This window comes from Acinetobacter bereziniae LMG 1003 = CIP 70.12, assembly GCF_000368925.1.
Taxonomy (GTDB): domain Bacteria; phylum Pseudomonadota; class Gammaproteobacteria; order Pseudomonadales; family Moraxellaceae; genus Acinetobacter; species Acinetobacter bereziniae.
In genome coordinates this window covers 371859-385540 of record NZ_KB849756.1, presented here as the reverse complement: position 1 = coordinate 385540, position 13682 = coordinate 371859, and the positions used below count along the sequence as shown (strand labels likewise).

The 13682-nt window shown below is 36.4% G+C and carries 15 protein-coding genes; 10 read left to right on the top strand and 5 right to left on the bottom strand.

From position 1 onward, the window contains the following. Positions 1–2: 2 nt before the first annotated feature. Complete coding sequence (recR, locus tag F938_RS11905) at positions 3–599, top strand: recombination mediator RecR (protein ID WP_004830384.1); 597 nt, start codon at positions 3–5, stop codon at positions 597–599. A 358-nt stretch (positions 600–957) separates the two neighbouring features. On the opposite strand, the gene F938_RS11900 is transcribed toward recR, so the two are convergent. Beyond that, a complete protein-coding gene (locus F938_RS11900) occupies positions 958–1983 on the bottom strand; it encodes an IS30-like element ISAba125 family transposase (protein ID WP_010326927.1) in 1026 nt (341 codons plus the stop codon). Between the two features lie 59 nt (positions 1984–2042). Here F938_RS11900 and F938_RS11895 point away from each other — a divergent pair, with 59 nt between their 5' ends. The 7 genes from F938_RS11895 (at position 2043) to F938_RS11865 (ending at position 9433) form a co-directional block, all read left to right on the top strand. Next, complete coding sequence (locus tag F938_RS11895) at positions 2043–3185, top strand: ribonuclease D (protein WP_005032052.1); 1143 nt, start codon at positions 2043–2045, stop codon at positions 3183–3185. Between the two features lie 204 nt (positions 3186–3389). Further along, positions 3390–3695, top strand: coding sequence for a YcgL domain-containing protein (locus F938_RS11890; protein ID WP_005032050.1), 306 nt, complete (start codon positions 3390–3392; stop codon positions 3693–3695). Continuing rightward, on the top strand, positions 3661–4101 hold the full coding sequence (locus F938_RS11885; RefSeq protein ID WP_042066816.1) for a hypothetical protein: 441 nt from the start codon (positions 3661–3663) through the stop codon (positions 4099–4101). The genes F938_RS11890 and F938_RS11885 overlap by 35 nt, the downstream gene beginning before the upstream one ends. 20 nt (positions 4102–4121) lie before the next feature. Further along, positions 4122–4973 (top strand): AAA family ATPase, encoded by an 852-nt coding sequence (locus tag F938_RS11880; RefSeq protein ID WP_005032047.1) that lies wholly within the window; start codon positions 4122–4124, stop codon positions 4971–4973. Between the two features lie 15 nt (positions 4974–4988). Then, positions 4989–6176: a vWA domain-containing protein gene (locus F938_RS11875; RefSeq protein ID WP_004830390.1), complete on the top strand. Its 1188-nt coding sequence runs from the start codon at positions 4989–4991 to the stop codon at positions 6174–6176. A gap of 402 nt (positions 6177–6578) precedes the next feature. After that, positions 6579–7787 carry a tryptophan synthase subunit beta gene (gene trpB, locus F938_RS11870; protein ID WP_005032045.1) on the top strand — a complete coding sequence of 403 codons (1209 nt, stop codon included), beginning with the start codon at positions 6579–6581 and terminating at the stop codon, positions 7785–7787. Positions 7788–7999: 212 nt separating this feature from the next. Continuing rightward, a complete protein-coding gene (locus F938_RS11865) occupies positions 8000–9433 on the top strand; it encodes a molybdopterin-binding domain-containing protein (protein WP_005032041.1) in 1434 nt (477 codons plus the stop codon). 80 nt (positions 9434–9513) lie between these two features. Here the strand turns inward: F938_RS11865 and F938_RS11860 are convergent, their stop codons facing one another. The 3 genes from F938_RS11860 to F938_RS11850 form a co-directional block, all read right to left on the bottom strand. After that, positions 9514–9945, bottom strand: coding sequence for a CBS domain-containing protein (locus F938_RS11860; RefSeq protein WP_004830393.1), 432 nt, complete (start codon positions 9943–9945; stop codon positions 9514–9516). A 147-nt stretch (positions 9946–10092) separates the two neighbouring features. After that, positions 10093–10470 carry a DUF2750 domain-containing protein gene (locus F938_RS11855; RefSeq protein ID WP_004830394.1) on the bottom strand — a complete coding sequence of 126 codons (378 nt, stop codon included), beginning with the start codon at positions 10468–10470 and terminating at the stop codon, positions 10093–10095. A 178-nt stretch (positions 10471–10648) separates the two neighbouring features. Next, complete coding sequence (locus tag F938_RS11850) at positions 10649–10882, bottom strand: hypothetical protein (protein WP_004719607.1); 234 nt, start codon at positions 10880–10882, stop codon at positions 10649–10651. 223 nt (positions 10883–11105) lie between these two features. Between F938_RS11850 and F938_RS11845 the strand changes: the two genes are divergently transcribed. Together F938_RS11845 and F938_RS11840 are read left to right on the top strand one after the other, a co-directional pair. Further along, positions 11106–11465: a hypothetical protein gene (locus tag F938_RS11845; protein WP_004830396.1), complete on the top strand. Its 360-nt coding sequence runs from the start codon at positions 11106–11108 to the stop codon at positions 11463–11465. 260 nt (positions 11466–11725) lie between these two features. After that, positions 11726–12052 carry a hypothetical protein gene (locus F938_RS11840; RefSeq protein WP_005032035.1) on the top strand — a complete coding sequence of 109 codons (327 nt, stop codon included), beginning with the start codon at positions 11726–11728 and terminating at the stop codon, positions 12050–12052. Positions 12053–12062: 10 nt separating this feature from the next. Here the strand turns inward: F938_RS11840 and F938_RS11835 are convergent, their stop codons facing one another. After that, positions 12063–13673, bottom strand: a complete 1611-nt coding sequence (locus F938_RS11835) for a M16 family metallopeptidase (protein WP_005032034.1) — start codon at positions 13671–13673, stop codon at positions 12063–12065. Between the last annotated feature and the right edge of the window lie 9 nt (positions 13674–13682).

Below are 13682 nucleotides of genomic sequence, written 5' to 3'. Positions count from 1 at the left end.
AGGTGTTTAGCGACCGTTTTGATCAGCTTGTACAAGCGTTACGGATCTTACCAAGTGTTGGACCAAAGTCGGCTCAACGCATGGCATTACATCTGATTATGAAAAACAAAGAAGGCGCGATTGGTTTGGCGCATGCGTTAAATGAAGCGACTTCTTTTATTCATGAATGTAGTATTTGCCACTCTCTGACAGAAAATGAAGTTTGTGATATTTGTTGTTCGAATGATCGTGATGATCAACTGCTTTGTGTAGTCGAATCTCCAGCTGATGTTATGGCAATTGAACAAAGCGGAAGTTTTCGTGGAAAATATCATGTATTGGGTGGTCATTTATCGCCTTTAGATGGAATTGGTCCAGAAGAAATTGGTATACCTTACTTGGTACAGCGTTTGAGTGATGGCAATATTACTGAAGTGATTTTAGCAACCAATGCAACTGTAGAAGGGCAAGCGACAGCACATTATCTTGTTGAAGCAACCAAACATCTTTCACTACAGATGACAAGAATTGCTCAAGGTGTTCCACAAGGCGGTGAGCTGGAATATGTGGATAGCCATACACTGAGTCAAGCAGTACACAATCGTATGCGGATGAAATAATACTTTTTTGTCTTCATCAGATGTTGGGTTTGTTTATTTTCATTCACTTTATTTTGAATTCAAAGGTGTTTAAAAGATAAACAAACTCGATTTTATTTAAAATTATTTACATAACTTTGAGAAAAATTAGGTAAAATCCCTTAGATAGAACGGTCCGTCTATGATTCGTTATTTTTTCTAAAGGATCAATTCATTAAGTTCTAAAACCTATATATAAAATGGATATTTTAAAAATAATTTTATTGAAAAATAAGACATTTATCTCAAATTAGTTCAAAAATATTATATTTAAATTTTATATATTAAGGTAAAATCATATTTCATTTGAATGTAACATTTTGACTTAAACTGGGCGAATTCAAACATGAGGTGCGACAGTTTGAAAAGTCTTATGATAATCAACAAGCTGAGCAAATTTCTCTAATGGTGTAAGCCAATCTAACGCTTTTCTAGGACGAGTATTCAGTGACATGGCAACTTGATTTAAATAATGCTGATCTGCCTGATTTAAATCAATCCCTTTAGGTAAATATTGCCTAATTAAACCATTCATATTTTCGCATGTGCCTTTTTGCCAGGGTGAATGTGGGTCACAGAAATATACATCTATGCCTAAATCTTCTTCAAGTATTTTATGTTCTGCCATCTCGCGTCCACGGTCATAGGTCAACGTTTTACGCAGTTCTGCAGGTAAATATTTCAGAGCTTCAGTTAAAGCCTTGCGCACTGATTCTGCCTTTGCATCAGGTAATGTTGCCAAGATACAGAGCCGTGTATTTCGTTCAATAAGTGTTGCTATCGAACTTTTATTGTCTTTACCTTTAATTAAATCAGCTTCCCAATGACCCGGTATTTTTCTTTCTTGAACTTCGGCTGGGCGCTCATGAATAGTTTTAATATCCTGTAATATAGAATCTTTTTTAGGTTCACCGTTAGCTTTTCGCTTTTTATTTTCATGACGCAGACAGGATAATAAGTCTTTTTTCAACTCACCCTTTGGTAATGCGCGTATCGTTGAATAAATCGTTGTATGGCTTACATTCATTGTTTGATCCAAATCAGGAAATGTCTTTAAACGCTTTGCTATTTGCTGAGGAGACCATAAACAACGGATCGCTTCAACAATAAATTTCCAGAGGATTGAATCGATTTTGAGTTTTCTGTGACCACGTCTACGTCTAGCGAAGGTGTTATCAGAAGCATATCGAGCTTGATAAACGTCATTGATGCTATTTCTTTTAAGCTCACGATAGATCGTACTAGGATGTCTTTTAATGAGTTCAGCAAATTTTCTGGCTGAAAAGCCTTCTTTTCTTGACTCAAGCATTAATGCAGTACGATCTTCAAAGTTAAGATGATGGTATGACAATTTTATATACTCCATAAACCCTTTAAATTAATTAGGTGGTTTATGTCGCACTTCAAGTTTTACTCTGCCCTGACATGTTCCAATTTATTAATCAACAGACTGAACTTGAATCTGTGTTGAATTTAATGCAACACACATCAACATACGGTCTAGACACTGAATTTATCAAGGTTGATACATTTTGGCCTAAACTCGGTGTATTTCAAATCAATGTCAATGGTCAAGTGTTTTTACTCGATGGTACCACGCTCAATTTAGATCAGTTCTGGCATCGACTTTTTCAAGCGCAGCAAAATATTTTTCATGCTTGTGGTGAGGATATTGATTTAATCTACCATTATGCTGATAAAAAGAATCTTGAGAATGTGTTTGATACGCAAGTGGCGTTATCTTTCCTAGGGCATGGCTTACAAGTCAGTTATCAAAATGCCTTAAAACTGATATTAGACATTGAGATTGATAAAGATCAGACCCGTTCAGATTGGTTAGCTCGTCCTTTGACCACTGAGCAGATGAATTATGCTGCAAATGATGTTCTATACATTATGAGATTGGCTGAAAAAGTTAAAGCGCAGTTGGAACAGAAGAACTTATATCAACAAGTATTGGAAGATTGTCAAAATCTCACCTTTGAAATTGCTTCAGAAACACCAAAAGAAAAGTTATATAGTGATATTGGTAACTATCGTCATTCGCGCAAACAATTGATGCAATTACAACAATTGTGTGTGTGGCGCGAAGAAATGGTCAAGGCACTGAATCAACCCCGCAGTTTTATTCTTAAAAATGCCACGATGATTGATTTGGTTGAAGTTAATCCGAAGAATAACTTTCAATTGTCTAATGTAAAGGGCATTCGACCTAATATTGTTCGTGAGCACGGTAAAACCATTTTAGACTTATTAAAATTTTTACCAGAGATGGATGAGTGGCCATTACGAATCGCACGACCAATTAAACACTCCTCGCAAGGTATCACAGTTGAAGTTGATGAGTTAATTTCACAAATTTCATTGGATATGCAAGTCCCTAAAGAAGTACTCATGCGTAAAAAGTGGTTGAATGCTTTGTATCATCATGTGGTGTTTCAAGGCAAAGAACAAGATTTGCCACGCTATCTACTGGGGTGGCGTTATGAACAATTGACGCAACCACTGATTCAGTTATTACATGCCGATGTTCACTATTTAAGTATGCAAATGAAAGTGAATGAATAACTTGATGTCATGTTTTGATGGTCTGTTTGCTTAGCTTTTCAACAAGATCTGTAAATGTGGTGTCATGATATGTGATGCTTTATTTTTACTCAAAGATTTTACAAATGATCATAAATAACGACTGATACGTTAAATTTCGATAATGTGTCTGTCGTTTTTTTCATGTATGCTGTCACATAAGTTTTATGGAAGCTGTTGTTTAAAATGCATTGTGATATTTATAAATCGAGCAAGAAAGATGAAATGTATCTTTATGTGGCTCGTCCTAATCATCCAGACCATGACGAAAGTGCAGATCCTTTAGAGGTACTATCTGAACCTGTACGTATTGCTTTTGGTCGTGCAACGCATGTCATGCACCTTGAACTTAATGAATCAAGAAAATTAGCACGAGTAAATGTTTTACATGTGATTGATTCACTGAAGACGAAAGGCTTCTTTATTCAAATGCCGCCAGAAGGTTTAATTAACCCTAATGCGGCAGAACCAGAGGGATTACGCGGTGCTTGATCAGTTATCAGGAATATGGACAAGTTTTTTAGATCTATTGGATTCGATCCCAGAAGATAATATTGCAATTTCTGTCTATATTCTTGGGACGCTCTTAATTTTATGGTGCTGGTATTCGATTTCAAAACGATTGCCATCACCACTTGGTGGGATCACATGGATTATTGTATTTGCAGTTCTTGCAACGCCCACCATTTCTGAAGGACCGAACTCAGCAATTGCACCTGCAATATTTGGCTTGTTATTTGGTATTTTAACCAAAGATTCAGCATTGATTTGGTCAAACATTGCCTTGATTGCATTTGTGATGGGGCTGGGATTAATCATCGGATTTTTTTGGTCTAAATACAAAACCAATAAAAATACGCAAGCCAACGCTGTCGCTAAAAATATTTCACCACTTTAAATAAAAAATAAAGGTAATCTATGTCTGTTGATGCTCAACAATTCACTGGTACTGAACAGTATATCGCAACTGATAGTTTAAAATTAGCCGTAAAGGCTGCTCGCGCACTTCAAAAACCACTACTGGTTAAAGGTGAACCTGGGACAGGTAAAACTTTACTGGCAGAACAGGTTGCTGAAAGCTTAGGACTTAAACTGATTACATGGCACATTAAATCGACAACAAAAGCACAGCAAGGCTTATATGAGTACGATGCTGTATCACGTTTACGTGACAGTCAGTTGGGTGATGATCGTGTCTATGACATCAAAAACTATATTAAGCCCGGAAAGTTGTGGGAAGCGTTTACCAGTGAATCACGTTGTGTATTATTAATTGACGAAATTGATAAAGCAGACATCGAATTTCCGAATGACTTGTTGCATGAATTAGACAAGATGTCTTTTTTTGTTTATGAAACAGGTGAAACGATCACTGCTACTCAGCGTCCTATCGTGATCATCACTTCAAATAATGAAAAAGAACTTCCTGATGCCTTTTTACGTCGTTGTTTCTTCCATTATATTGAATTCCCTGATGAAGCGACCATGCGTGAAATTATCGCAGTACATTTTCCCAATATTTCTGGAACTCTGGTTTCTGAAGCTTTGCAAGTCTTCTTTAAATTGCGCCAAGTTCCAGGCTTAAAAAAACCACCCTCAACGTCTGAATTGATTGATTGGTTGAGTTTACTCATGGCAGATGATATGCCAGAAGATATTTTGCGTAATCATGATAAAGCGAAAGCAATTCCACCCTTATATGGCGCATTGATTAAGAATGAGCAGGATGTTCAATTGCTTGAACGTTTAGCTTTTATGTCACGTCGTTAATGAGGAGATCGCCATATGTTTGTGCGATTATTTTATACCCTCAGAAAATATGGTGTACCTGTATCTACCCGTGAATTGATTGATCTCAACCAAGCGGTGAGTGAGGGCTTGGTGTTTGCAGATCAAGATGATTTCTATCAATTGGTGAAAACGGTCATGGTCAAAGATGAGCGCTTCTTTGATAAATATGATCGTGCCATGAAAGATTATTTTGAAGGAATTCACACCTTTGATATTGATGATTTGCTCAGCAAAGTTCAAAAACTGCCAAAGGATTGGTTTGATTTAGAGCTACTTGAAAAGCATCTGACACCTGAGCAACGTGCTGAATTAATGAAAGCAGGTTCGCTTGAAGAATTGATGAAAATGTTGGAAGAACGTTTACGTGAACAACATAAAAAGCATCAAGGTGGCAATCGAATGGTGGGTACTGGAGGTACTTCTCCGTTTGGTGCTTATGGTGACCACCCAGAAGGTGTTCGAATTGGTGGACCAAGCCGCAAAAACTCAGCAGTCAAAGTATGGGAGCAGCGTAAATACCAAAATTTGGATGATGAGCAAATTTTAGGTACACGGCAAATGCAAATGGCTTTACGTCGGTTGCGTAAGTTTGCTCGTCAGGGTGCTGCTGAAGAGTTAGATATCAACAGTACTATTTATGAAACTGCCAAGCAGGGCATTTTAGATGTACAAATGGTCCCCGAACGGCGTAATCGTATTAAAGTTTTGATGCTATTTGATGTGGGTGGCTCGATGGACGCTCATATTGCACAATGTGAAAAATTATTCAGTGCAGCAAAAACAGAATTTAAAACTTTAGAATATTTTTATTTTCATAACTGTTTATACGATTACGTTTGGAAAGATAATCATCGCCGTTCTTCTACACGAATGAACACATGGGATTTGTTTAATACTTATGGTAAAGACTATCGTGTAATTGTTGTTGGTGATGCCAGTATGGCACCCTATGAATTAAAATCGGTGGGCGGTTCCGTTGAATATATGAATGATGAAGCTGGTGATGTCTGGTTACGTCGTTTACGTCAACATTTTGAAAAAACAGCGTGGCTGAATCCAGAAGAACAAAATTACTGGCACTACACGCAAACCATTGCCTTGATTAAACAGATATTTGAGGACCATATGTTTCCAATGACTTTAAAGGGCATTGAAGATATGACCAAATATTTGTCACGCTAAATTTGGGATCGTATCAAGGTCTAGTTTGTTTTTTGGGTTGGTAAAAAATAGCTTCTGAAGTAGGCTAAAATTGCGCATGAGATGTATATGGCGTGAGACATGAAATACAACAATAGTGAAGCTATTTTTAAATTTCATGTCGATGCCTATGATCGTCTAAGATAATTTTAGCCATAGGCTGAGCCAGAATAACGCAAGGTCGAGCTTGTAGCATCAAGTATAGTGAAGACTAAAATGGTTCTACTATGGGCTTGTTGCCTTGTGAAATAATATTTTTATCATTTAGAATAATTCAATTTCGTAAGTTGTGCCGTGTATGAGTTAAAACATTGAGTCGAAAATATTGCAGAACTGTCAATAGACCCACTCATTCAACGGCTTATATTTTAATGAGGGATAGATATGGATCATCAAATTAATGGTATTGCACTGCCAAATGAACAAGGATTTTTTGGTGAATATGGTGGTCAATTTATTCCACCACATTTAAAAGCGGCAATGGACGAAATCAACATTGCTTATGAAGAAATTCGTCAAACTGCTGAATTTCAGAATGAGTTAGCGGATTTATTTGCCAATTATGTTGGTCGCCCAAGCCCTTTATTTTATGCCAAACGCCTTTCTGAGCAATTGGGCGGTGCACAAATTTATTTAAAGCGTGAAGATTTAAATCACACTGGCGCACATAAAATTAACCATTGCTTAGGTGAGGCTTTACTTGCCAAGTATATGGGTAAAACCAAAGTGATTGCAGAAACGGGTGCGGGTCAGCATGGTGTAGCCTTGGCGACTGCTTGTGCACTTGTAGGGATTCCATGTGAAATTCATATGGGACAAGTCGATATTGAAAAAGAGCACCCAAATGTTGTCAAAATGAAAATTTTAGGCGCTAAATTAGTTTCAGTTACGCAAGGTACGGCAACATTGAAAGATGCGGTAGATAGCGCATTTGATGAATATTTAAAAGATCCACAAAACTTTATTTATGCGATCGGTTCTGTGGTTGGTCCACACCCATTTCCAAAAATGGAACGTGATTTCCAATCTATTATTGGCAATGAAATTAAAGTTCAAGCACAAGATCGTTTTGGTGCTCAACCCGATTATGTGGTTGCCTGTGTAGGTGGCGGTTCAAATGCAATTGGCGCATTTACGGCATTTTTAAATGATGCAGAGGTTAAACTGGTTGGTGTGGAACCTGCTGGTCATGGTTTGGATACTCAACAGCATTCAGCAACATTGACTTTAGGGAAGCCAAGTCAAATTCATGGTATGGCTTGCTATGTACTTGAAAATGAGCAGGGTGAGCCGTTGCCTGTGCATTCGATTGCATCAGGTTTGGATTACCCTGGTGTTGGACCACAACATAGCTTTTTGAAAGATTTGGGACGTGTGGAATATTCAACTGCGACTGACCAAGAATGTTTAGATGCATTTATGATGCTGTCCCGTGTAGAAGGTATTGTACCGGCATTGGAAAGTTCACATGCTGTGGCTTGGGCAATTCGTGAAGCACCGAAATTATCGAAAGAAATCAAAATTGTGGTCAATCTTTCTGGGCGTGGTGATAAAGATGCAGACTATGTTGCTGGCAAGTTAAATCTCAACTGATTTAAAATTCAACAATCTAAAACCTGGCTTCGGCTGGGTTTTTTATTTATCTGTTATCATAATGAAATTATTGAACTTTATTGGAGAAAAAGAGTTTAAACGACGCCATTAGCATAATTTATTTGATATGTAAATTATATCAAATAGCATATTTTTAATAAAAATCATTGAAGCATCATCGCTTAATTTTATAACATTGTTGAGTTATTACATTGGAAATCAGAAACCGTAAATATATAAATTATAATTTATGGCAGCAAGAGCATATTGCTCAAGTCATGCCTATTTCAAATTTAACAGAAAAAATTTCCTTAAAAAATTGTTTAGGTAGAAAGCTTGCAGAAGATATTTATGCTAATTCAGCACATCCGACTGTAGCATTATCAGCAATTTATGGGAAGTTTTTGAATATTCAAGATGATATTACTACTGTAGAACAGTATAAAGAAATCGAAACGATACATTTCTTTCGAAATTTAATGAATGGGGAAAATCCATTTGCAATTAAACAGACAAACACATTCCTATCTGATATAGCTCCATATATGAAAATAGGAGATATAGCAAATACGGTGATACCCTTAGAGCAACATTTACCTTGGTTTAGAGCAGCCTATCTTAGTCCTGAAAAAGGAGATGTGTTGGCTGATATAAAAAAAGGAACGGGCATTGTCAATATTGGGGCTGACTACCAAGAGAAAGATTTAGTTTTAAAAAAAGATGATATTATTACAAATGCAAAAAAAGCCTTACTAAGACAGGCTGGCATAAGTGAAATAAAAGTTTATAAAAAATTAAGATTTGCTGTGCTGTGTGTAGATTATGACCTCGAAAATTTGAATAAAAATTTTGAAATGGAATATATTCAAGATTGCATGCAAAGTTGGGGTTTTGATTTTGAAGTAATTAAAATAAAACCATTCAAGAATGTCCCGCTAGATACAAAAACTACGGATGACAGCATTGCGACTAGTTTTGAAACTTATTTAAACAATATTCAGCAGGTGACCCAAAACTATGATTATATTGTTGCGTGCGGTTTAGCAGATCATCGTTTTTTCAATCAATTAGGTTTGTTTAGATCTCTGAATGAGTTAAGAAGACTATACTCACAAGGTGAATATAATCAAAAAATTCAATCGTCTGGCAATCATTTCAGATTATTTTCAGGTGATTTAAGAAACCCAGTATGCCGAGAAGAGGTAAAATTCTACAATCAACAAGGACGTTTAATTGTCCAAAGGACGATGAAGTATGAAGATAAAGCGTTGATGGGCTATATCTCAGGTTATATTCTTGACATCATTGTAAATATGCATTTATTGGTAAAGCCAACAATATTGCAACGGATGTACCGAAAACCATTTTTACCTGAATGGAAAGTAGGAGTATTATCCCATGATTATAGTTTTGATATTGACCGAGAATATAAATACAAAATTTTATGGGCTTATGTATCACGTACGGCTTATGATGAAAGGTATAGAATTGTGACCAAAGAGATTCCAGAAATTAAAATAATCAATGTAGAAAATGAACGTCCTGATATGCTGAATTTCTTTAAAGAATGTAATTGTTTTATTCCAGTATTAAATGAAGATCATCAGTTAAAAGCAGGTGATTATTTTTATTATCTAGAAATTTGAAAAATGATTGAAATATTCATTATGATTTATAGTCATTGATCATGTAGCCCTCCATTTGAAGGGCTATATCTATCTTTTTCTTAACCTGAAATATATTGTTGTAATTGTTCAATTAATTTTCTTTGATCTTCCATCGTGGCTTTAACAAGATCACCAATAGATACAAAACCAACTAATTTTTCTGCTTCAATTACCGGTAAGTGACGTAAATGACCATCGGTCATTAGACCTAAACACTGCTCGACTGTATGGCTGCGTGTTACAGATATGACTTTGGAGGTCATAATCTCAGCAACAGTTGTATGATCTGAAGTACGCTGCATAAGGGCAATTTTACGCGTATAGTCACGCTCAGAAAGAATGCCGACAACTTTGGTATCTTCTGTGACTACGACAGCACCAATACCTTTATTTGCCATAAGTGTAATGGCTTCTAATACAGTGGCAGAGGGGGAAATCGTGTAAATTTCGTGACCAATTTTATCTTGGATGACTTGTGCTACTGTCGTCATAATTATTCTTCCTTTTCTTTGGTGCTGATCAATCTGCACCTCTTTAAATTAACTGTATTTTTTAACTTTGCAAATACTCTACAGTCACAAAATATAAAGTTTATTTTTTACAACATTTTGAAAACATCAAAATATACTGCTTGTTCTTTACGCCGTTTGAAATTGAGCGGTATTGTGAAAAAAGAAATGATCCATTTGAGTGGTTGATAGTTTGAATTTCCGAGATGAAGAATTAAATAATGCAGGCATGATGTTCAAGCGGGTAAGCGTTGGCAATAAAGATTCTCTAAAGTCTTTTGGTGTTATTTTGCGTGGTGTATAGTGAGGCCAGTGAATCTTGGCATACTGATGTGCTTGAACCGCATTCAGCCAAAATGGGAAGTAGACTTCTTCTGAAGCTGATTTCATTGCCCATCCTTCATGGTAAAGCCCCCAAAGTACACCACAATACATCAGTGATTTTAGAATAGAAATTTTAATAAACAATTCGTTCGATATTGGTTGGAGGTGGATATACTTCTTCATAGTCGATAGTCTGTTTATGTACCAGTGTTATTGTAATAGAAATACATTTAAGAACTGTGAGTACTTTATAGTGAATCGTAAGCATTTATTAAAACAATAAAAATTGTATCAAATGCGTAAGTATTTATTAATTAAAAAATCCTCAGGCATTAAAAAACGCCACCTAGGTGACGTTTGCTTATGCTTGCATCGTGGCCATCTTTTGCCAGTACTGCGCTTTTAAAGAATCACGTTCTACGCGGAAACCTTGGTAGTAAAGTTCTGCAAGAAACATTGCTGCTTTACCATGTCCAGCTTTTGCTGCATCTTCTAATGCTTTTACTGCTTCTACAAAGTTCATTTCACATTGGATTGTGTTTACAGCATCCGCATATACATGTTCTAAGTCTTGATGAGAGATTTGGTGAATCATAGGTAACTCCTTATTGTAATTATGATCTTTTAACATAGCTCCCCATCGGAGCTTATACTTAACTAATCTAACTTAACTTTATTAAACTAATATTACAGTTTGCGTTACTTGTCAAGTAATTTGAAATCTACACTTGACGAAAATAAGATTACATGATTAAACATTAAACAGAAATAATATTTATTAAAATCAATATGAGAATTAAGACAAAGGGAGAGCAAAAATGACAAACACGATAGATGGCTTTACTTTTGATGTACCCGCTGCTGAGTCTCAGATTGTTGAATTAGCTCAGTATCATCGTCGGCAGTTGGATGAAGCAATTTACCATCAAGAAATTCATCTTGGTGATTATTGTTTAGCCCAACGAAAACGTGTTTATGATTATACCAGAAATTTAGACCCAGTGCAAAAAAAGAACTTTTACCATGTTTATGATGGGGAATTAAGACGTCTCGCTGATGATGACGATCTACATCCTGCACATGCTGAAGGCGGTGTAAGTATTTTTGCTGTATGCATAGCTTTAGCAATTATTGCAATCATTCTATATTTTGCATTCTTACGTGCAACCATTCTTTGATCGTTGAGTCTTGAGCTTATTAACAACTTTATCTGGTTTGATTTAAAGCCCTTTTCTAAAATAGAAGAGGGCTTTACATGTATATTAGCCATGGAGCAGTTGAGAGGGTAAAAGGTCATATTGCATGTTCTGAAAGTCAACTCATCTTGTCATAGAGCAAAGACAAAACATCGATCTTTGCAGTGTTGTTCAGATGTCGTTCAGAAAGCGCTATATTTTTATATTCAGAATGATAAACTATCTGTAATTAGAGGTAGTTCATGCAAAAAATCAAAGATTATTTTCAAAAATTATGCTGTTCATTTCCTGTGGAAAAAATCTTGAATTCTTTTGTCGTTGTGATCATCGCACTGATGATTGTTCTTGCAACATTGGCCTTATTGCGTCCAATAAGCCCAGAACAATATCAATATGTGATTCAATATTCCCAACAAGCCGCTTATCCTCAAACCCAAAATATAGCTAAACAATTACAACATCAGGATCAAATCAGTGTTGCTGATTATCTGCGTTTGTTGCGAGCTTATCACTTTGAACATCAGCGTGTTAGGGAATATCCTGCTGTGGATATCACTGATCCTGAATAATCCTCAAAAGCTATTTTAAAGACTCTTCTTGAGGGCGAATGGTTTTTTTGATGATCAATGCTGGGATATCTGGCATTGGATTTTTCTTTATTTCGTGAGTTTGACCTGATTGGATTTGAGGATTGGCACCTATATCATCTTTCAGCATTTGTTTAAGTGCTTGTTGATCCAGTGTAGGTGCAACAACAACCAAAGTGAGACGATCCGCGCGGAGATGCTTTTGGATTGCTGTTTGAACCTGCTTGACGGTAATTTGACTCAATTGTTTCTGATATTGGGCTAAATAATCGGCAGGCAGTTGATAAAATCCAATTGATGCAATCTGTGCATTAATATTAGCATTTGAACTAAAGGTCATTGGAAAGGAACGTAGCATCCCTTCTTTGGTTTCCTCAAGTTGCTTCTTTTGTACAGGTTTTTTGACAAAATCACGCAATGCTTGATGTGCAACTTGAATACTGTCCATCAATTGATTTTGTTCAGTTGCATAGTTCAAGCTAAAAAAGCCTTGTGCTAAAGTGGTCGCTAAGGTGCTATATGCGCCGTAGGTATAGCCACGTTTGACGCGAAGTTCTTTCATAAGTACTGAATTAAAACCACTACCGCCAAACATTTGGTTAGCCACTTCTAAAGCTATTCGATCAGGATCACTTCGTTTTACACCCAGATGCCCCATCATGACATTGGCTTGTGTAGAATTAAATGGAATGTAATGAATATTAAAATCATGTTGTTCTTGCGGTTCTGGTAATACTTCAGCTGCTTCACCTTGCGTCATATTTTGGCTAATGGTATTGGCAAGTTGAGTCGCATCAGCAGCAGTTAGATTCCCTGTAATGGCAATATTCATATTTTGAGCGACGAGTAATTTTTGTCTAAATGAACGTAGTAGCTCTGGCGTAATTTTTTTTAAACTGCCGTTGGTGCCAACAGTGGGTTCAGCATAAGGATGTTGTCCATAGAGTGCGCGATAAAAACGGATGTTCATCATTCTGCTTGGATTTTCTTGAATTTGTTTTTGCCCAACTTTGGTATTGTTGAGGATAAGATTTAAACCAGATGGATTAAACTGGGCATGATTGAGTACATGTAACATCATATTGACAGCTGGATTTAATTTTTCCGGATCTGACAATACGCGTAATCTTACGACAAACATATCTCGATATGCGGTTACATTGAATTGTGCACCTAAGCCTTCAAAGGTTGAGGCGATTTCTTTTGCAGAATATTGATCTGTACCTTCTGTAATCAGTTTGGCAGCCATATTCGACATACCAAATAAGCCCTGTCCCAATGCTTGATCTTGAGAAGAACCTGCATTGAATGTCAGTTGAATATCGACGATCGGGAGGTCCGTGGTTGAAACGAATAAAGTTCTGACTTTTTGGTTATTTTCCAAGTCTTGAACAAAAGGTGTTTGATATTGCTGCTGTTTATCTAAATTTTTTAAGCTTTGTAAGGTTAAATTGGCCTTTAATGTGGAATCATCCATCACGTTTTCACTTTCTTCGTGGTTATCAAGTTCGACTTCAGCATAGTTGACACTTGAGTAGAGTAAGGTGATCAATACGAGTAATGGTGTTTTAAATGAATAAATAGAGAATGGTTTGAAATTCATGATGCTTCC

What these genes read in the sequence shown, in the direction of transcription:
- F938_RS11880 (WP_005032047.1), top strand. Translation starts at nt 4,122, where the DNA reads ATGTCTGTTGATGCTCAACAATTCACTGGTACTGAACAGTATATCGCA.
- F938_RS11845 (WP_004830396.1), top strand. Translation starts at nt 11,106, where the DNA reads ATGACAAACACGATAGATGGCTTTACTTTTGATGTACCCGCTGCTGAG.
- F938_RS11850 (WP_004719607.1), bottom strand. Translation starts at nt 10,882, where the DNA reads ATGATTCACCAAATCTCTCATCAAGACTTAGAACATGTATATGCGGAT.
- F938_RS11890 (WP_005032050.1), top strand. Translation starts at nt 3,390, where the DNA reads ATGCATTGTGATATTTATAAATCGAGCAAGAAAGATGAAATGTATCTT.
- F938_RS11840 (WP_005032035.1), top strand. Translation starts at nt 11,726, where the DNA reads ATGCAAAAAATCAAAGATTATTTTCAAAAATTATGCTGTTCATTTCCT.
- F938_RS11835 (WP_005032034.1), bottom strand. Translation starts at nt 13,673, where the DNA reads ATGAATTTCAAACCATTCTCTATTTATTCATTTAAAACACCATTACTC.
- F938_RS11875 (WP_004830390.1), top strand. Translation starts at nt 4,989, where the DNA reads ATGTTTGTGCGATTATTTTATACCCTCAGAAAATATGGTGTACCTGTA.
- F938_RS11860 (WP_004830393.1), bottom strand. Translation starts at nt 9,945, where the DNA reads ATGACGACAGTAGCACAAGTCATCCAAGATAAAATTGGTCACGAAATT.
- F938_RS11855 (WP_004830394.1), bottom strand. Translation starts at nt 10,470, where the DNA reads ATGAAGAAGTATATCCACCTCCAACCAATATCGAACGAATTGTTTATT.
- F938_RS11900 (WP_010326927.1), bottom strand. Translation starts at nt 1,983, where the DNA reads ATGGAGTATATAAAATTGTCATACCATCATCTTAACTTTGAAGATCGT.
- F938_RS11895 (WP_005032052.1), top strand. Translation starts at nt 2,043, where the DNA reads ATGTTCCAATTTATTAATCAACAGACTGAACTTGAATCTGTGTTGAAT.
- trpB (WP_005032045.1), top strand. Translation starts at nt 6,579, where the DNA reads ATGGATCATCAAATTAATGGTATTGCACTGCCAAATGAACAAGGATTT.
- F938_RS11885 (WP_042066816.1), top strand. Translation starts at nt 3,661, where the DNA reads ATGCGGCAGAACCAGAGGGATTACGCGGTGCTTGATCAGTTATCAGGA.